The sequence below is a fragment of the Treponema bryantii genome, from assembly GCF_900113965.1.
Classification (GTDB): domain Bacteria; phylum Spirochaetota; class Spirochaetia; order Treponematales; family Treponemataceae; genus Treponema_D; species Treponema_D bryantii_A.
The window spans coordinates 204,930-223,718 of record NZ_FORI01000007.1 but is presented as its reverse complement, the minus strand read 5'-3'; the positions used below and the strand labels follow the sequence as shown (position 1 = coordinate 223,718).

Annotated in this window: 16 protein-coding genes; 7 read left to right on the top strand and 9 right to left on the bottom strand. The window is 38.7% G+C overall.

The window, feature by feature from the left end; translation table 11 throughout:
• Positions 1 to 16: 16 nt before the first annotated feature.
• Positions 17 to 1,177, bottom strand: coding sequence for a FliM/FliN family flagellar motor switch protein (locus BM161_RS10555; protein WP_074932512.1), 1,161 nt, complete (start codon positions 1,175 to 1,177; stop codon positions 17 to 19).
• A 281-nt stretch (positions 1,178 to 1,458) separates the two neighbouring features.
• Between BM161_RS10555 and BM161_RS10550 the strand changes: the two genes are divergently transcribed.
• From BM161_RS10550 to BM161_RS10520, 7 genes are all read left to right on the top strand, one after another.
• Positions 1,459 to 2,097, top strand: a complete 639-nt coding sequence (locus BM161_RS10550) for a hypothetical protein (RefSeq protein WP_074932510.1) — start codon at positions 1,459 to 1,461, stop codon at positions 2,095 to 2,097.
• A 48-nt stretch (positions 2,098 to 2,145) separates the two neighbouring features.
• Entirely contained in the window at positions 2,146 to 3,918 is a 1,773-nt protein-coding gene (locus BM161_RS10545; protein WP_074932508.1) for an McrB family protein, read from the top strand.
• An 8-nt stretch (positions 3,919 to 3,926) separates the two neighbouring features.
• The gene (locus BM161_RS10540) at positions 3,927 to 5,363 is read left to right on the top strand and encodes a 5-methylcytosine restriction system specificity protein McrC (protein ID WP_074932506.1); all 1,437 of its coding nucleotides are present in this window, start codon (positions 3,927 to 3,929) and stop codon (positions 5,361 to 5,363) included.
• Positions 5,364 to 5,436: 73 nt separating this feature from the next.
• Positions 5,437 to 6,975, top strand: coding sequence for an insulinase family protein (locus BM161_RS10535; RefSeq protein WP_074932504.1), 1,539 nt, complete (start codon positions 5,437 to 5,439; stop codon positions 6,973 to 6,975).
• Positions 6,976 to 7,141: 166 nt separating this feature from the next.
• Positions 7,142 to 7,630 (top strand): hypothetical protein, encoded by a 489-nt coding sequence (locus BM161_RS10530; protein WP_074932503.1) that lies wholly within the window; start codon positions 7,142 to 7,144, stop codon positions 7,628 to 7,630.
• 25 nt (positions 7,631 to 7,655) lie between these two features.
• The gene (locus BM161_RS10525; RefSeq protein WP_074932502.1) at positions 7,656 to 8,267 is read left to right on the top strand and encodes a hypothetical protein; all 612 of its coding nucleotides are present in this window, start codon (positions 7,656 to 7,658) and stop codon (positions 8,265 to 8,267) included.
• A 27-nt stretch (positions 8,268 to 8,294) separates the two neighbouring features.
• On the top strand, positions 8,295 to 8,807 hold the full coding sequence (locus BM161_RS10520; RefSeq protein WP_074932500.1) for a hypothetical protein: 513 nt from the start codon (positions 8,295 to 8,297) through the stop codon (positions 8,805 to 8,807).
• A gap of 106 nt (positions 8,808 to 8,913) precedes the next feature.
• Here BM161_RS10520 and BM161_RS10515 read toward each other — a convergent pair whose 3' ends face one another.
• From BM161_RS10515 to BM161_RS10480, 8 genes are all read right to left on the bottom strand, one after another.
• Positions 8,914 to 10,845 carry a type IV secretion system protein gene (locus BM161_RS10515; RefSeq protein ID WP_074932499.1) on the bottom strand — a complete coding sequence of 644 codons (1,932 nt, stop codon included), beginning with the start codon at positions 10,843 to 10,845 and terminating at the stop codon, positions 8,914 to 8,916.
• A gap of 9 nt (positions 10,846 to 10,854) precedes the next feature.
• Positions 10,855 to 11,781, bottom strand: a complete 927-nt coding sequence (locus tag BM161_RS10510; protein ID WP_074932497.1) for a hypothetical protein — start codon at positions 11,779 to 11,781, stop codon at positions 10,855 to 10,857.
• A gap of 27 nt (positions 11,782 to 11,808) precedes the next feature.
• Positions 11,809 to 14,382, bottom strand: coding sequence for a TraG/VirB4 family ATPase (locus BM161_RS10505; protein ID WP_074932496.1), 2,574 nt, complete (start codon positions 14,380 to 14,382; stop codon positions 11,809 to 11,811).
• Positions 14,379 to 14,642: a VirB3 family type IV secretion system protein gene (locus BM161_RS10500; RefSeq protein WP_074932495.1), complete on the bottom strand. Its 264-nt coding sequence runs from the start codon at positions 14,640 to 14,642 to the stop codon at positions 14,379 to 14,381. The genes BM161_RS10505 and BM161_RS10500 overlap by 4 nt, the downstream gene beginning before the upstream one ends.
• Positions 14,643 to 14,687: 45 nt before the next feature.
• The gene (locus BM161_RS10495) at positions 14,688 to 15,089 is read right to left on the bottom strand and encodes a TrbC/VirB2 family protein (RefSeq protein WP_074932493.1); all 402 of its coding nucleotides are present in this window, start codon (positions 15,087 to 15,089) and stop codon (positions 14,688 to 14,690) included.
• A gap of 158 nt (positions 15,090 to 15,247) precedes the next feature.
• Positions 15,248 to 16,189: an ATPase, T2SS/T4P/T4SS family gene (locus tag BM161_RS10490; RefSeq protein ID WP_074932492.1), complete on the bottom strand. Its 942-nt coding sequence runs from the start codon at positions 16,187 to 16,189 to the stop codon at positions 15,248 to 15,250.
• Positions 16,190 to 16,633, bottom strand: coding sequence for a hypothetical protein (locus BM161_RS10485; RefSeq protein ID WP_074932490.1), 444 nt, complete (start codon positions 16,631 to 16,633; stop codon positions 16,190 to 16,192).
• A 3-nt stretch (positions 16,634 to 16,636) separates the two neighbouring features.
• Positions 16,637 to 18,718: a type IV secretory system conjugative DNA transfer family protein gene (locus tag BM161_RS10480; protein ID WP_244882794.1), complete on the bottom strand. Its 2,082-nt coding sequence runs from the start codon at positions 18,716 to 18,718 to the stop codon at positions 16,637 to 16,639.
• Between the last annotated feature and the right edge of the window lie 71 nt (positions 18,719 to 18,789).

Below are 18,789 nucleotides of genomic sequence, written 5' to 3'. Positions count from 1 at the left end.
GTTGAGAATTAAAGCGTTATTTATCTACAACTTTTGTTACTTTGACACAGAAATTCTCATCGGGAATTACAATTTCGCCATAAGCAATAACTTTGTTGTTTTTGATAATTGTTACAGGCTCTAAGATATTTTCATTTAATTCAAAAATACAACCTTTTCCAAACTCGAAGTTATCACTAGTTTTGCTGCATCCGAAAATAACCCTGGTATTTAAGAAATCATCAAATTTTTTTTCTTCGAGGTCGGACATATTTGATAAAACTCGTGCAGCCTTGTTATCACCGTCAATAACTGTAGCTTCTGCTTCGCCTGCATATTTTCCGTCTTTGTAGATGTCGAGAGGCTCACCACTAAACTTATTTGTTTCGTAAATCAAGTTTTCTTTTAGGCTCTCTCCATCATCAAGATGAAAGCGGCCCATTTCTACAATGGTGTTCGGAGTAGGGGTCGCGAGAGGAATAAAGGAAGCATCATTTGTTATATTAAAGAACGAAGTTCCATTTAGAGAATTTATGCAATCTGGATTTAAGAACAGATTTATATTACCTTCAGTCTGGCCTATCTTAATATAAAAAGTGGCAACTACACCCATATCATACGAGATTGGAATATCACGAATAAAAAAATCACTAATGAATTTCTGATTTGAAAAATCTGGAATACCTTTTCCTGCTTTTTTTGAAAAATAAGTTTGAAGGATTTTCCCAAATGGTTTGAAAAGGTATCCCATAAAAAGTCTCGCTTCAAGTCCATTAAGCTTTTGTGGTTTGTCTGGTGCTTTACCTAGTATACCTTGAAAAACATCTGCTGCTATTTGAAAAGCTCCGGAACCTTCCATCCAGTCAAAGGTACAGAGCGGAGAAGGCGGTGGTAAGGCCCTGAAAAATTCTTCAAAAGGAAATTGGTCACATCCAGCAAGGTGAATCTGTGCAGTAATATCATATTCAGATTTTAAGAACTGTTGGAATTTCCTGATAAAATCATCAAAGACAATTGTGAGCTCTCTTAAACGAGATTTTAAAAATTTATCTGGCCTCTTAAAATCAAAAGGTTTTATTTTTCTGGCGGATGATGATAACGGTGTTTTTGGTTTAAGCGCTTCTGCTTCTTCATCTCCAGCAGCAATTGCGGCAAGAAGCTGTTCTATTTCATCCTGACTAAGTGGTGATTCACTCATAATTTATCCCCCTTATAATATTCAGTCCAATAATATAAGGGGGATGAGACTAAACGTAAAAAGTAGGATGGTTTTTGGCGAAAATACGATTCTTAGCTTTTTTTCCAAGTTTTTTCCCGAATTTTTGAAGATTTGGTCTAAAAAAAGTATATTCTATATATAAGGAATTTGTTCTTATAAGCTTTTTGACATTTTTAGGGAAGGCGCCTTTGATAGGCATAAAAATGACGATTAAATAAATAAAGTGTGTTATAATCTTATGTTATTAGGAGTACAAAAAAATGACAAACATGACAGACAAAATTAGAATTCTTCTTAAGGCTTATGGAGAAGAACTTACTTTAGATCAGATTACTAAATTATTTTCAAACAGAAATACAAATAATAAAGAGGAAATTCACAATGCAATTTCTGAATTAGTTTCAGTAAAATTGATAATAAAGACAACAGACAATACCTATAAAACTGCCTGTACAGAGAGACCAAATTTTTTCTATGTTTTTCAATCGAAATCTTTTAATAAAGAGGTGCAAAATAATTGTCTTTTTTGCCCTCATTCTCCAGATAATCGTACTATTCGTTTTTGGGAAAGTATCGGAGATGTAAAAACGGGCGATATTATTTTTCATGAAACTAATCAACATGTGGCAGCAATAAGCGAAGCTCAGAGTGAAGCTCGTGATGCGGATAAGCCGTACGATTTAGATAAACCTGAGCATGGAAGATTGTTGCACACTTTGTATGCACATTTAGCGAATTCAGTTCAGCCTGTCGAGCTTAAAGAACAATTATTATCTGCACAGCCTGAAAAGGTTGCTCCATTCAATAGAAATGGAACTGGAAATGAAGGATATCTATTCTATTTTAATCAGGAATGTGCAAAGATTATTATTGATGGAATAATTAACAACGTTAGATAATTATAATCTTGGAAATCAGAAACTTAAAACAACGCTTACGAGGCAAATATGAATAAAGATGAATTTAAATCAATGTTTGATAAATTTAATGCAAATAGTGAGGCTGGATATTTTGACGAAGGAGAATGGGATGCTTCCGTTAAAAATTGGAAAACTTATTATGATGAAATAGTTTCACCAGATGGATTGCAATTAGATAGATGGTTGAAAAATGATAATGGATATTTGCCTGATTTTTTGGATACCAAGGAACAAAACTTTGGACATTCCAGAATTGGTAACTATGATCAGGTGATGATTTATCAGTACACCGGCGACGATAAAAAAAGAAAAAACAAATATACCAATATTTATGACGAAGACAAAGAAAGCCATAATAAAGAAATTGAGAACATATCTGAATTAGAAAACTATTATGATACAAAGATAAAATGTTTACTAAAAGATATTGCTTCTGCTAAGCAATTGGATGATATATATAAAATTGAAAAAGAAGAAAATTATATAAAATTTAGGTCTAAGGCCATTCTTAGAAAAATTTCTATTTTATGTTCTGTCATGGATAATTCTCCTTATAAGCATGCATTTATGTGGTTCTTTGGTGATAAAGATACTGATGCAACTTCGGTTCTTTCTTCTATCTTGGAAGTTGATACAAGTGATTGTGAAACATTTCTTGAGAAGAATAAGACAGTATATTCAGCTGCAAAGGAATATGCAGACATTAAAGAATCAGATTCAAAAGAAAAATATATTAAGCTTTATTGTTTCTTACGATTCTTAAGTGATTCTAGCTACAATACGAATGAATTGTCAGATTTTAATAATATAAATGTAATATTTAACGGCGCTCCAGGGACTGGTAAAACGTTCGGAGTTTCAAAAGGAATAGAAAAACTTCAAAAGATTGACTCCAATAAATATAAAGAGAAGAAATATATTCAATTTCATCCATCTTTTTCATACCAGGACTTCATTGAAGGAATCAAGCCTTTAGGAATTGATAATAATGGGAACTTAAAATTAGATGTTGTTAACGGCTCTTTAAAAGATTTCTGTATAAAAGTTAGAAAAGAAAATGAAGCTTTCTTTTTAAATAACAAATGTAAAAATGATGACAATGGAAGACCAACAAATATTAAAGATTGGCCACATTATTATTTTGTTGTTGATGAAATTAACAGAGGGAATCTTTCTAATATCTTCGGAGAGACGTTTACTTTATTAGAAAAAGATTATAGAGATTATGACTTCTCAAACCCTAAAGATGGTTATAAAAACGTAAATAACAATTTAATTTCTACAGCTTTATCATCTGTAGTGAAAGCCAGAGATGATGTTAATTTAATTTATAAAAGGGTAGATGACGAAGTTGTTTTTGGAATACCTTTTAATATTCATTTCATTGGAATTATGAACGATGTTGACAGAAGCATTGATGCATTTGATTTGGCATTAAGAAGAAGATTTAAATGGATTACAAAATACTGTAATTACGATGTAATCAACGATGTATTAATTAATAAAGTTGAAGATCAATGTAATGTCAATGAATATGTTGAGTCATGCAAATCACTTAATGATTTTATTTGTGATAGAGAATTAAAGCTTGGTAGAAATTTCGAAATTGGACATTCATTCTTCTTAAAAGTCAGCGAACAAATTTCCTCGAGAAGTAAAAAAATAACGGCGGATAAGAAAAAATCTGTATTTGAAAACTATATAGCTGGAACAATCAAAGAATATATTAGACAAATTGTAGATGAAACAGAAGTTGAAAACAAATTAACGGAAGCAAGAGAAGCTTTCGGAATTAAATAGAGAAACTTATGGCAAAGGAAACATTAAGCTTAAAAACTACAATTTATACTCAATTCTACGATTTTGATTTTTCTCGAAAAATACTTATAAAAGAAAGCAAAAAAAATGACAGTAAAATTGATGAAGCTTGCAAAAAGCTTTTAGATAAAAAGATGTATTTTGCTTCTTTAGATACTAGTAATCAATTTGAACTTATTAAGTTAGATAATTATGGTGCTTTAAAAAATGATTCTAGTTCTGATCGTGAAAAATTGATATTTAGAATAGAACAAAAAAATGACAAATATACTATTTCAACCGGGTTATATTGTGGAATGGTATATTTTGGGGAAAAGATACCGAGTATTGAAATTACTACAGGTGTGAGTGAACTATTCTTTAAAAGAATACTCAATTACTGTTGTGGTATATACGCAGACACTAGTGTAAAAGGATCTACTTCAGAAAACGAAAGTATATATTCATTGTTAATACAGTACTTGTTTTTAATGTCTTTAAGGAAGGTTGCTAGCAAGTCATTTCCTAAAAGGTATATTACTGAGAAAGATCGTGGATATGATATTAAGGGCGAAATAGATATCGAAGACTATGTTAATAATGATATTTTAATGTTTGATAAAAAAATTACTTATAAATATCAAACAATGAAAGATATTCAAAACATAATTGATGTCCTTTATGAAGCAACTAAAAAGTGTGAAATAAGTAAAAGCTCAGAATTACCAGAGGTTTCACGCTTGAAAATATATTTAAAGGACAATTATTCTCACAAAAAATGTTCTAAAGGAGTAATAAAAAATATTCTCAAAGAGAAAGTATTATTGAATAGTTTATATTCCGATTTTAAGCGTCCACTTCAATATGCTCAAGTATTACTAAATAACGATGATTTAAATTCTGGTAAAAATACTAAAATTAATGGGGTTAGCGGTTATCTCATTGATGCTTCATTCCTTTGGGAAATGTATCTGTATAATTTGCTGAGATTAAATCTTCAGGATTGGAACGTTAATGCTCAAACGGTTATATCATTTTATGATGGGACTTTTTATCACAAGAATAATAGGCCGGATTTGGTTTTAATTAACAAAAAAAATGGAAGGATTTTTGTTTTTGATGCTAAATTTAAGTCCATGAGATTTGATAAAGAATATGAAGATGTAGATAATAACGATATTAGGCAACTTCATGCATATTCTTATTATTATTCATTGAAGAATAAAGATAATTTTTGTGGTGCAGCATTAATTTATCCAACAAAAGTTTCATACGACAAACATACTAATAATGTGGATCAGATGTACTCTATTGATGATGCACCAGCAAAATTTGGTGTTTTTGCGGTTTGTGATCCGGGAAATGATGGCTCAATTAAAGAGCAAGAAAATGAGTTCATTAGGCGTATTAAATCTTTCATTGATGGAAAAGAGGGATTATATGACTAATGAACAAAATCTGGTGGATGATTCAATTAAGATTAATTCTAAAAGGAACTAGAGCATTAAACATTATTTCATTATGTGTAACAACGATTACGAATTACTGGAGACTTTTCAAAAAGACAAAGAAACCTGGTCTTATCTCAGACACAAAAAAACTGGACTCGAAATTGCATATCATCAGTATGAAACTTGGGAATCTGGATTCTCATTTACTTTCAGGACTCCTATAGAGGAGCAGTATCTGGGAACCAGCCATGTGCTAGAACATTGTGTCTTGAAAGGGTCTCAGAAGTATGATGTTGATATATGGGAATTGCAGCGCTTTGCTTTATTTTCTTCAAGTAATGCTTTTACTGATGAATATAGTACTACTTATTTTTTTAATTCAAATGATGAAGCTGAAGTCTTTAAATTAATTCCCATATTAGAAGATTATGTTTTTTTTCCAAGCCTTACAGAAGAAGCCTTTTTGCAGGAATGCTTTCATGTTGAGTTTGATGCAAATGGAGATGGTCGAAAAAAAGACATCGTTGGTGTTGTTTATAATGAGATGAGAAGTAGACCACCAGAAACCTATTGTGTTGGGGGAATCTATTATAAACTTCATGAACTTACAAATGATAAAATTAGAGAATATCATAAAAAGTATTACAGACCCGACAATTGTCTTTTTAATTATGAGGGCACGGCAGCCTTAGATGATGTACTTTTGCAGGTAGATAAGTTTATTCCAGAACTGGAAGAAAAGTTTAAAGTTCCAAAGCCGCAAAAACAAAAGGCTCTTACAATTAAAGAATTTTTGCAAAAAGTTGCTGACCGTAAGGTTTCTGAAAGTTTTGCGGATTACTGGTCGGTAAATAATGAAACCTTTACTCCAGAACCTCTTCCTCCCAAAAAATCTATAACAAAAGTCATTTCGGAATATCTTTCAAAGTTTACACCCCAGGAATATCAGAGTAAGTTAGAAAAACTGCATGAATGGCAGGCACGGGACTTGCGGGAGACTGCGTATAAGATAATGGCTCCTCATAATATTCTAGATTATGATTTAAAAAATGATAATTTAGAAGAAAGTCTGTGGAAGGATTTTGAAGGTCACAAATGGGAAATAGCAGCCAGAGATAGAAAACATCCTGATGTTTATACAGAGATAGATAAAAAATCCTGCAGTATCATCTTGCGAGCTTCTCAATTGTTAAGTCGGGAATATTATTCTGAATATGCCCTGATGTTCTTTTTGCAATATTATATTCCTCGAAAGCTTAGAAAACTTGGCAGAATTTATGGTGGTGGATTTTTTTATAAATATCCTGCGGATTTTGTCATAGCTTCTGATTCAACCGATAAGCCAGAAAAAACAATAGAAGCCATAAAAAAATGCTTCAAGGAAATAGTCGATTATAATTTTAATGAAAAAGATCTTCTTTCAATAAGATACATCATTTTTTCTTTTCTGCTTTCTCAAGAGGATCCGAAGTTTTATTTTACAAATGAAATTTTCAGTATAACTCCCGAAGAGCTTCATCAGGCTGCAGTCCGATTCAGCGATATGATTTATCCGCCTAAAAAGGATGAAGGGGATTATTATACGCTGGGGGATGTTTTAAAACATTAAAAAGCTACACAATTTATTTTCCTCAAAAGTTTTACACTAAGACATTTCGCACTATATTTCTCTAATGCTTTTTTTTGAGAAGAAGTAAAGGTTTTTTGAAAATTTAGGGAAGGTGAGTAAGGTTGCAGGTGGCCTTTTAAAGAACAATTTTAATAGGGGGTAGCTTATGAAGAAAGAAAAAATTAGAACAATTATTAAGAGAACAAAGAACTCAAAAATCAAAACAAAATCAAAACCTGACAACACAACTGAAAATATAAAGTATGATTTTACGCTTTTGGAAGAAATTTTCAAAGGAGCAGAAAATCGAAAATTTATACGTACTGAGCTAAAGCGAATTGCAGAGGACTATAAGATTCCGGAAAGCACTGTCGCGCTTTATGCAGGAAAGCGTTTTATTTGGCAAGACTACTGTTCTAAGGAAAGCGGTTATGCACTCGAAAAGCTTGAAGGTGATGAATTACTTGATGAAATAATGAATATAGCAGATTCAAAAGAGTCTGAAAAAGAGTTTGATTGGAAAGCCTTCTTCCAGGGAGTAGATGGGGATTTGATGGAAGACTTTGCCATAATCCAACTGCCAAAACTCCCAATTTGGGATGAATTGTTAGAATATCTGGAAGCTAAGGAAAACCAGAAAAATAAAAACAATTAAGGAGCGTGTGAATATGAGATTTGTAATGAACAAAAACAAAACAACAAAGAAAACTGATGCTTACATTAAACTTATGCTTTATAGCATTGCCGAAAAATTTGTTACTCTTAATGATGTGCTGCTTCCTGAATACAAGCGCTTTACAAAACTAAACAAGCTTTCTCTGTCAAAGCTTTATCGCTTAATGCGCAGTGTTTCAAGAAAGCTTGCCCGCAAACTACGTAGAACTAGAGTGCTCGTTGTAACAGATACTCCTTTTGCCGGTCTTCGCAATCGTCTTTATACACTTCTGCCTTATAACAAAAAGCGAATGCTTATGAGCCTTGCAGCAGACCTTTATAAAGTTTCAAAGTTTAAGGATGCTCTTGAAGGTCCCTTCTGTGCAGAAGAGTTTAACTTCGATTTTGATTTTTCAATTCTTAAAGACCGTGAGATATCTGTTCGGGTAGGTGAAGTTGATATGTCTCTCATCAATTCTGATAGGGCAGATAAATTTGAGCAGCTTAAAAAACAAGCAGAACAGGCCTTTAAGAAGGTAGAAACAAAAGAAGAATTAAAACTTTACATGAGCCAGTTTTTTAATCTTCAGGAAGATATAAACGACTGCTTCAATTTAGCAAATCAGTGTGCATGTTAACAAAATAAGACTAGAGGGAGAAATAATATGATAAATTCAAATACACTTAATTTCAGATTTTACAAAATCCTTGAAAGCCAGGATTTATTAGAGCATGGTAAATACCAGGCCTTTGACACCCCTTATGATGCAACGGAATTTAACTGGGGCCAGGCTTTCTATATCATAACAGATAAAGCTTACATAACTCATAAAATCGAAGAGGATGATTTGGTTCGTCGTATCGACCACATTGCAGTTGATGGTCCAATCCAGGTAATTTACTGTCCTCCAACAAAAGAAGATATCGAGTCAATTTTTAGAATGACTGAGGATATCTATATTGCTGGAGTTTATTCTTCTTGTGTCCTTGAAGAGGGCCCTTACAAAGGACAAAAATGTACATATCATTTCTTTGCTTCTAACAAAGTTACTCATTGCTTTACACAGGAAGAGCTTGTAGAGAGGGTATGCAGCGGAGCAGAAGAAAAGGCCTTCAAACAGAAGGTGAAAGAAGCTCCTGAAATCAAAATTGATGATAAAGGAAGAGTAATTCATTGAAGAGTAAGCCACAAGGCTGACGGGCTCAGGAACTTTCTGACTTTTTGCTAAAATCTGAAAAAGGGGATGCTCTTCACACTTTACGAGGGGCATCCCCTTTAATCATTTACTCATTGGCCCTTACTCCGTCAGTCAGCATATCACCGAGGCTGGTGTTTTTCTTCTGAGCCTGATTCTTTTGTTCTGCGGCGGTCATCAGGTTGAGGGCTACGGTGTTGCCGATGTTTTTGCCCTGGTCACGTTTTTCGTCGTAGAATTCTTTGCGGGTCATGTTTACGTTGCTCTGGGTTGCGGTGTCGAACTTCGTTGCTCCCTGGAATGTCGGATTTGAAGTGTGGTTCAAGGTTCTTGAATCTTCTGGTCCGAGTTCGCGGGATGTATTCTGGCCGCTGCGCTGGTGTGCCTGAGCTCCGCCACCGGCTCCTCCGCCATGTCCGCCTGGTCCTGCTTTTCCGCCTCCGTGGAGGAAGTTGTTTCCGGCACTTCGGACTTTGTCTTTCAAATCGGTTGAAGCTGCTGCAAACATTCCCTTTGCTCCTGCCATTCTCTGCTGGGCGACGCTTGCTCCAAGGTCTTTTGCGGAACTTGAAGCTGCTTTTCTTGCGCTGTTAAGCTTGGCTGCAGTTCCATGAGCATTTACGGCTCCCTGTGCAACCTTTCGGCTTCCTTCTTGTGTTACATGACCTGCGGCCTTTGCACCCTTGAAGGTTCCCATTGCAAGAGTTCCTGCAGCGGTTACGAGTTCACCCATAGAAAGCTGAGGCTGTCCTGTCATCAATGTCTGTGCAATCTTTGGAGCGTTCTGAGTTAGAACAAAGCCGATTACACAGGTGAAGATAATTGTTACAAAGCTTACCCAGTTCATACCACCATTATCCGTCATAATATCTACAGTTTCCTGAATAAATAGATAGAATACGAAAAACATGCAGATTGTAATCACAACCGTCTTAATCAGAAAGCCCATAAAGACTGGAACCAGTTTTTTAGGCAGTTCCTTTGTTCCATCAAAAAGAATGAAGGGGATAAAGAAGGCTCCAATTCCAACAACGATTGTGTATTCCAAAATAGTCATCAGATATTGGATACATGCAAAGATGGCACAGAAAACCAACACCATACAGCAGAACATTGTCATAATCATAGTTGGAACATGTGCAAAGGAGGCTGTGATTTTGCCGAACCCTTTTTTCATGAAGTTTACATCACTTTCACTGATTTCATCCATGTCGATTGCATATGCAATCTGATTTTTCTCCCAAAGAATCTGACAGCCAAGAACGGCAACTCGCATTATAGCTCCAGGAGAGATGTAATACGAATCATTTCCTTTAGCGTCCTTGAGCCAGATATTCAAATCAACATATTCAGGAAGAAGATTGTCTCCGTCCGAGCCGTCTGGGAGCTTTTCAACAAGAATGTCTTTTATAGCCTTCAGTGTTCGCTTACTAAAAAGACTATGATACTTATTCTTTTCCCGGTACTCGTTAATTTTCTCCAAAGCCGCCTTCTTAGCCGATTTTGAATTGAAGGTAGAATTCTTCACTTCATCATAATATCTATCTATGAATTCATCGTAGGTGTTTGAATCTCCAAAATCAGTATCAAAGGTTATAGTCTCTGTCTTGGCTGTAATATTTCCCAGTTCTTTATTCAATTCGCTTTCTAATTGATATCCAACCTGAATATCAAATTCGATACTGTTTTTCATACTTGTCAGCGAATCAATTATTGCCTGTTTGCCGCTTCCTGCATCAATTCCAACTCTGTTTCCTAGAGCCTGCATACTCATTGTTGCAACAGGGTAGATAGACATAAAGAGAATAAATAAAACCCATTTGTAGAGGGTGTCCCACCAGAAGTCTTTTACGGTAAAGCGGCTGTTGGCCAGTTTGAAGGCTGACCAGCAGAGGCCGATTGTTCCGATGGCTACGGCGTAATGACTTCCCCATTTGTAGAAGGTGGCCATTACGCCAGAGAAATATTCGATTGCCTGAACGACTGGAACGTCAATCCAGCCAGTAAATGCGTGATCCATCTGTAGCTCCTATTTACGGAAGGAATCAGGAACTTTGTTATCAAAGGCTTCCTGCTTTCTCTGTTCAGCGGCCATTTCATCAGCTTCTGCCTGCTTTTCGTTTTCTTCGTTTATCATGCGGGCTGCCGAAAGACTTGCCATCTGATCTATTGCTTCTTCAAGGCTCATAAGACCATCCACCACCTGCTGAGAAAGATAAAGATTTGCCTCGTTTGCAGCTCCCTGGGTCATGTTTCCATCTGAGTCGGTCTGGGCATATGCTGCCTGAATAATCGCATTTGTTTTTGCAATTCTATCCTCGCGCTGAAGCTGAACCGCCTCATCCGTTGCCTTTGCCATAAGCTTTGATGCCTGAGTTTTTACCTGCGCTACAGACTGCTGAACAAAAAGATAATTCTTCGGGCTGATTCCGTATTTACGCCAGATCATCATTTTTTGCTTTTCAGTCAGATTTCCTTCGATAGCATCGATTGAAAACTTCATGCTGTCTGTCATGTATGCTTCTACATCCTTACAGGCACTGAAAAAGTTGTGATCCGGGCTTCCCATCCCGCAGAGGTCTGCAAGAGAGTAGCGGCCGTTTCCACAGTCAATGTTCGAACTGGTCAGGGTGTTCTTAATCTGCCGCGTTTGGTTCAAAAGCTTGTTCACGCGTTTGTTGGCATCCTTAATGTCATTTCGAATATCAAAGTCACCGTCAAAACGGATATTGTCCCAGTCGATAGACTTAGCTCTTTCTACTGCCTGCTGAATCTGCTGATATTGATTTTCGATTTGAGTAATGGTGTTCATAACCATGTCGTACTGCTGATATAACTGGTCGATGGCCGTAAGCCAGCCGGAAATATCGAATACGGGGTAGCCGGTTGCACTTACACTGCTTACGGCTATGCTTGTACTCAAAATAATTGCAATAACTGTTCTTTTTAATTTCATAGGTACTCCTCATGTTGTTTTTCATATTTATTCTTCCAGCATCCTCTTGTACTTTTCGTACTCCAGGCTTCTGGTATCCCGCCCTAAATCTGCCATCTTTTGTCTGGTTGCTTCCAGTATGTCAAAAGCCAATGGCACCATTGTGTTTCGTCCTTTCTGTGCTTCAATCTTATCCAGCATTTCATGGTCTGGAGATATCAAAGCGAGCTGAAAGGCATCCAAGTCCAGAGTGAACATTCTGCAGCCGTTAGGATTCTTAAAGTAGTAATCCCTTTTCATGGTTGCATTGCTCAGGGCAAGGATCTCGGAATCTGTAAGTCCGAAATAGCGGTAGCTCTCCATAAGTCCCGGGCTGGTTGCACTTTCATCTGCAAGGTAGATCTTAGTAAGACACTGCTGGGCGATTGTATCGCTCAAAGATGATTTTGCAGCATCGGCTACTTCCTGGGTTGCGAAAATACAGAAAACCTTTTTCTTACGGAGGGTGCGAAGCCATTCCTGCAAGAAGCCCGCAAAAATCGGATGCTGAAGGTAAAGCCATGCTTCATCAAGGAAAAGGAAGGTGAGCGGCTGCTTCTGTCCTGCCGGTACATTCCAGAGTTTTTCCAGATATCTGAAGATGTACATAAGGGCAGGGGCAACGGCCTTTTCGCTAAGACGCATTAAACTTCCCATTTCGATTGTTACCAGTTTTGAAAGAGGCAGGTTTGTTTCATCTGAATCAAAAATTGAACCGAACTGGCCACCGGTACAGTATGGGTCTAGACCGATACGGATTGTGTTTGTCCCGTTTTCCGGGTCTGCATAGGTTGCATACTGCTGGAAAGTGGTAAGGGTTCTGCGGCTTTTTTCCTTGAGTGAAATAAGTCGCAAGGTTTCCGAAATTACCTTGCTCATCTCTGGCGTAGTCTCTATGTTCTGCTGACTCAAGAGCCCTTCGATAAACTGCTGACACCACATAAGGCTTTCGTTATATTCAGCTTCCGTTCCTTCATCCGGACCTTTGAGTTCAGAAAGCGGCTGAAAGGCTACAGCATCCTTTCCCGGTTCTACATAGATTCCGCCACCGCCAACCATAAAGGCACGGCTCGAAAGCTGCTTATCAATACAGATGATGTTTGCATCCTTGTACTTTGTGGCCGAAGCCATAAGTAAAGCGAGCAGGGTAGACTTACCCGCACCTGTCGGACCGAAGACGAAGGTGTGACCTACATCGCGGACATTCAGATTCAAAAAGAAGGGCGTTCCATAACTTGTCGAGCAGGTACAAAGCGGAACTGCACTTCCGCAGGTTTCTTCTGTAAAATCGTTGTAGAGCATTCCCTGCCATGCAGAACTAAGCGGAATGATGTTTGAAAAGTTCTTTGTAGAAATGAGTGGGCGACGGATATTTGCATAAACGTTACCCGGCATCATTCCAAGCCAAGCCTGACAGTTGTTAAAGGTTTCTTCCTTTACTGAAAATCCGCAGGCACGAACAACCTGCTGCAACTTGCGGGCTTTCTCCTTAGCAAACTCAAGCTTTCTGTCCCAGACCATAAGGTTTGAGGTGTAATAGCCCAGAACGTATTCGCCAAGTGCAATATCACCCTGAATGTCAGAAGCCTGAGCTTCCATTTCAAGAGCGCCTTTATTTTCCTTGTCGATTTCCACGTTCATCGCCATTTCGGTGAAGAGTGTCATTCCTGACTTACGTGCAGAGTAGAAACGGTTCTGGTATTTTTCCGCTTCCTTTGCAGATTTATCCTTTGAAAGCGGAATGAAGCGGGTAGTCCAGCGGAACTCTGTCATCGTGCGGTTCAAGCCGTCAAAAATGGCAGGGTAAGTTTTATTTGGAAAATCCATAATAGCCATAACAGGTACATAGAACTCCCCAATTTTAAGCGGCTGGGAATTACGCACGTCCATATCACAAAGGTAGTTGTCGAGAAAGAAGAAGGTATCTTCCGGGTAGACCAGCTGCTGATTATTCAGCGAGACTGAGCTTTTGATGTATGAAAAAAGTTCTGAGTTATCAAGGCGGTGAATCCAGAGCTTTACAGCCAGAGTTCCCATTACCTTTTCGCATTCATCAAGGAAGTTTTCAACCTCTTTCTGAATCTTGGGAAGATTTTCATGCTTTACAAACTGAGACTTTGCTTTTGTCTGCTTCTTTGTGTTTTTGAAGAAGAGACCGTTTGTCTTTGAATCAATATCACTTGGAAGCTGATACACAAAGGTGATGTAATATTCAGTTGTAAAATGTTCTCCGAACTTGTGATAGTTTTCTGCTCTGCGCTGATCAATCAGCCAGCCTGTAAGATTTGAAAACTCTCCTGCAGGATAGTCCTTTGTTTTATATCGCTTTACATCAAAGAAGAGAGCCCAGCCTTCATTCTGTGCAAGTGTCATAGCTGTTCTGTTAAAGAGAGACGCCATGCTTGCAATTTCTGGAGCAGAGGAAGATTCCAAATCAGGATATTCCACCTGATAAGTCGTCATGATTGCTCCGTTTTTAAGAAGACATACTCCCGGCTGGATAATAAAGCTCCAGGGAAGTACGTACTTGAGCTGGTTCTGAGGTTCTTTGAATTTCTGTAAATCTAAATGTGGTATTTTCAATCTGCCCTCCAAATATCCGGTGCCATAAGCCGGTCAAAAATTACAGTGAGCGCATAAGGGTCGTTTTTGCAGACCATTTTTGCTGCAACATATAAAATCACACCGATTGTTACGCACCAGATACTTACAACGTTCATCAGTACAATTGTCAGAACCAGAATCAGCATTGCAGGCATTATTCCAATGCCCAAAAGCAGATTCGGTTCCAGCAAAACTCTATGAACGGGTGTCGAATAATCATAAACACTGATATCGTTCATGCTGACTCCTGTGCATCCGGCAGCTTTTCCACCGGATGCTTTGTCTTACGCCATTGCGGATACAGTTTCCTGTACCATCGGAGCCAGAGAAACTTCGAACGAAAGGTCTCCAAGGAAGTATGAGCAGATACTTGAAGCCGAAAGAAGAATGATTGTACCGATAATCCATGGTGCGAACTTCTTAATCATCTGACCGCCGCCACCCTGCTGACCAGCAAGGACCATTCCGATAGCTTCCACAATTAAAGCAACCAGAAGAATTGCTTTTACCCATGACGACTGGAAGAGTTCAAGAATCTTGTCTGCCCAGTTATCAAGCTCAACAATTGAGTCACCGCCAGAAGCGGCGAATGTAGGAATGACGCAAAGCGCAAATACTGCTGCGATTGCCCAAAACTTCTTAGATGCACATGTCTTTTTCAAAGACTTAAAAAAATTAGATTTCATTTGTTTCTCCTTTGACAATTTGAAAATCTTGTAAAAATGAAATCCCTTTTTTTCGTTAGTTCCCTTTTATCTCTTCGATAGTTGGCCCTCGCTCGCTAGTCTCGCTCGGAGCCATTTTCTTGTTGAACCTAAAAAAGCCCGCTGTTGCAGCCTTTTTTTTAACGGTTCTTCGATAGTTGGCTGGTTTCAAGAATCTCATCTACCACCGGCCCGTTATTGGTCGGTTTAAGATGAACCAGAAGCTGCACGCTTTGTGCAATGTCCGGTAATTCGCCGGGAATAACTTCCCTCAGCAAATCTTTGATTCTGGAAATCATGGTCAGACAACTGTCGGCGTGGATTGTACTTGCGTTTCCTGTATGTCCGGTGTTCCATGCTTTAAGAACCTCGTTAGTTACATCTCCGTAGCGAAGCTCTCCAAAGATGATTCTTGAAACATTACAGCGCAAGGCAATTCCTACCGCCTTCAGGGTGTCTTTACCCGCGGCCCAGATGTTTACTCTGTCCCGCGCATGGCACTGAATTTCACCGGCGTCTTCTACAATGTAAAAGCGGTCATCCGGCGTAAACTCGCGCATTTTATCGATAATGGCATTGAGCAGTGTTGTTTTACCCGAACCTGTTTCCCCACCGATGATGATGTTACTTCTTTTCTGGATATGCTTTACCAGAAGGTCATACTGTTCCTGAGTCATTCTTCCGCCTTCCACATAGCTTTCCATCTTAAAGACAGTTGCCGGTGGCCGGCGGATAAAGAACATCGGGTTTTCAGTTGCCCTTGGAGGAAGAATCCCTTCAATACGGATTTTCCAGTTAGGAAGAACACCTTCAACAATCGGGTTATCAGGATCGATTGTAACTCCCAGTACTGCGGCAGAAGCATAGATAATGCGGGTCGTTGTAGCATCATCGAAGTAAATACCGGTGAACTGCTTACCCATGCCCATGCCTTCAACAATCAGCTCTCCGCCAATTCCGATAGCAATGTCGGTAACACGTTTGTCTTCAATGTAGGGGATGATCAGCTTCATATCATCTTCCAGGTTACGGATCCACTTGTCCTGCTTAACCTGCTGTTGGAACCCTTCAATGCCAGCCAATTAGTTACCTCCCATTGCACTGCGCTGGTAAATATCCAGCACCATTGATTCAATGCTTCCTCTGTCGCTTTTTTTGATTTCCTGCTCCACAGCCTCAAGGAATCTGTCGAATTCGATTTCGGCTACGTCGTCTGGAACCGCCTTACGATTAGGAAGCATCTGTATCTGCCGTTTTGTCTGTTCAAGTAAAACTACCATTATCAGATTCAAACGGCGCTCAAGCTCCTGAACCCTCTGCTTTGTGTCGTTTAAGGACGCAAAAATGAGTTCCGGGTCCTGAACCTCTTTATCAAAATAGCAGTCCACAATGTATCTGATTGTGTCTGATCTGCTTTTTCCAAGTTCATCTTTCTTCAAGTCCAAAAGGTATTCAGTATGCGGCTTGAATCTTACGGACGCAGTTGAACCAAGACGTCCAGGTTTTTCATCTTCATTTTTTCCCATGCTCTAGTCCTCCGCGAAAACGTCATAATCAGCCGGAATAACTCTGATTACATCAATGGCTTCAATTCTTTCAATTGCCTGCTGAGTGCTTTCCTTTTCTACAGGCTTAGTGTTCAGAATCAGGTCTTTAGAGGAGGGGGAAGTCTCCCCCTGCGCGCCCACTTCGTTGGTCGCTACCCCTTCTAGCGGGGGACACCCCCGCAACGCCCCCGCCTGCTTCTTAGTCCTTCTATTACTTGGTAATCCCTTTATCTGATTCATAATCACCTTAAAATCAGGAACCGGCATAAAGGCCTTTGTCTTAAAACGCGGGTCTTCGTAGTACACAACCTTCTTGCCCTTATAAGGCGGCATTCCCTGATTCATGATAATTGCCCGGCTGAACTCCAGCTTCATCAGCTCATCAGGATTGATAAGTGAAGTGCTTGTTTCCTGACTTGAACGGGAAATATTGTTAAAACCCACCTGAAACTTATTTCCGCTTGCGCTGATGTTATCCAGAAGCACCGAACGGTTTCCGATTGATTCACTAAAGGTTCTTGCATCTTTAAGTGAACCGGGTGCATAAAGGATGATTGTTTTACAGTGATCCAGAAAAGGATGGTTTTCGCCGTAAACATCGATAATCTGATTCAAGGCCTGGCAGACTATAAAGAAGGTGACCCCATAACCTGCCAAAATTCCAGCATTTAACGCGATGTCAGGAAAAAATCCAAGCACAGGGAATTCGTCGAGAAGGAAAAGACAAGGAATCTTAAGCTTTACTTCATTCGCGTTTGTTTCACCAGCCGAGAACTTCTTAATCATAAAGGTGATTATCATTCTGAAGACCGGACTGATTCGTTTGATATGGTTGTAGGGAACAATCAGGTACAAACTGATTCCGTTCTTGGAATTGATAAAATCATCAACGCTAAAATCTGAATATGCTGTTGCCTGTGCCAGAAGTGGGTCCTGGAAAAGCGAAATCTTACTAAAGACAGTAGAGTAGGTGGATGCCCTCTCTTTAGGTGTCTGAATTTTGCTTCGGTTTGCAGCTTCCACAATCAGCTGATGGATTTGTTCATTTCCGTGGTCAGCATTAATCATGGCTTCAAGCATTTCCCAGCCTGGCCCCTTTGAGTTTTCTTCTTCGCCTTCCTTTTCATCATCCTTTGTTGAAGATGAGAAAATATGAAGAACGGTGGCAAGATTCTTATCTTTCCAGGGAATGTCTTTTGAAAAGCGAACATGCATTACAACTCCAGAGAAAATGTCGCGGGCAGTATTGTTGAAGTACTGTGTTGCACCATCGGTGGCTGCTTTTGCTGTGTCTCCACCAAAGAAGATTTCGCCGATAGTATCAGCCCAGCTGAAGGCTTCACTAGGGGAATCTGGAATTTCCCAGATTGGATTGTAATGAGCAGTTTTATTATCCGGGTCCAGAGGACGGAAAGGGATTACACGGCTGAACTTAGAACGATAGCCTGCAGTTGCTGCCCAGTTTTCACCCTTTGGGTCAAAGACAACTACACTGCCTCTTCCGCTCACTTCTTTCTTTGTCCTGATTTTGAAGAAGAGAATCTTTTTCTTTATCCACTTGTAAACCGGAATCCCGTAATTCAATAGAGTTGGAATTATGCAGGAAACACCTTTTCCCGAACGGGTAGGAGCAATCAAAAGAGTATTTGTTCTTCCCGAATGACAGACAAGAGGTGCCGGTTTCTTACAGTGAAGAGTGAGAGCTGCTTTTTCTGCATCAATTTTGTAATTCACTCTTGCTTCTGAAAGTTCACCGCATACAACCCCATGCTGCTGAAGCATTCCGTATTTCTTAAGGTCTTTACGGGTAGCAAAACGGGCAGTTCCGTGAATGTGCTGATTTTTCTGATGTGCATTTACAAAAATACTTGTGAGCACAAAAAGAACAATCGCAGAAATCAGACAGAAGAAGGCTGGGGGAATAGCCTGAAAGAAGTATTCTGAATAAGTTTCATTAAAGGCATACTTCATCATGCCAATTATGAATACAAGAGGATTGTAAACTCTGTATCCATCTTTGGTAGTGAAAACTGGATGACCTACAACGTTCGGGTCGTAGTTCATCAGGGGTGCAAATTTTTGTGTAGTGATTATTAACCCTGTAAAAACAAGGCAAATTGGCACAAACCAGTTTA

Bases quoted from the DNA above. Each gene is read 5' to 3' on its own strand.
- BM161_RS10555 (WP_074932512.1), bottom strand. From the start codon at position 1,177: ATGAGTGAATCACCACTTAGTCAGGATGAAATAGAACAGCTTCTTGCC.
- BM161_RS10550 (WP_074932510.1), top strand. From the start codon at position 1,459: ATGACAAACATGACAGACAAAATTAGAATTCTTCTTAAGGCTTATGGA.
- BM161_RS10545 (WP_074932508.1), top strand. From the start codon at position 2,146: ATGAATAAAGATGAATTTAAATCAATGTTTGATAAATTTAATGCAAAT.
- BM161_RS10540 (WP_074932506.1), top strand. From the start codon at position 3,927: ATGGCAAAGGAAACATTAAGCTTAAAAACTACAATTTATACTCAATTC.
- BM161_RS10535 (WP_074932504.1), top strand. From the start codon at position 5,437: ATGTGTAACAACGATTACGAATTACTGGAGACTTTTCAAAAAGACAAA.
- BM161_RS10530 (WP_074932503.1), top strand. From the start codon at position 7,142: ATGAAGAAAGAAAAAATTAGAACAATTATTAAGAGAACAAAGAACTCA.
- BM161_RS10525 (WP_074932502.1), top strand. From the start codon at position 7,656: ATGAACAAAAACAAAACAACAAAGAAAACTGATGCTTACATTAAACTT.
- BM161_RS10520 (WP_074932500.1), top strand. From the start codon at position 8,295: ATGATAAATTCAAATACACTTAATTTCAGATTTTACAAAATCCTTGAA.
- BM161_RS10515 (WP_074932499.1), bottom strand. From the start codon at position 10,845: ATGGATCACGCATTTACTGGCTGGATTGACGTTCCAGTCGTTCAGGCA.
- BM161_RS10510 (WP_074932497.1), bottom strand. From the start codon at position 11,781: ATGAAATTAAAAAGAACAGTTATTGCAATTATTTTGAGTACAAGCATA.
- BM161_RS10500 (WP_074932495.1), bottom strand. From the start codon at position 14,642: ATGAACGATATCAGTGTTTATGATTATTCGACACCCGTTCATAGAGTT.
- BM161_RS10495 (WP_074932493.1), bottom strand. From the start codon at position 15,089: ATGAAATCTAATTTTTTTAAGTCTTTGAAAAAGACATGTGCATCTAAG.
- BM161_RS10485 (WP_074932490.1), bottom strand. From the start codon at position 16,633: ATGGGAAAAAATGAAGATGAAAAACCTGGACGTCTTGGTTCAACTGCG.
- BM161_RS10480 (WP_244882794.1), bottom strand. From the start codon at position 18,718: ATGAACTACGACCCGAACGTTGTAGGTCATCCAGTTTTCACTACCAAA.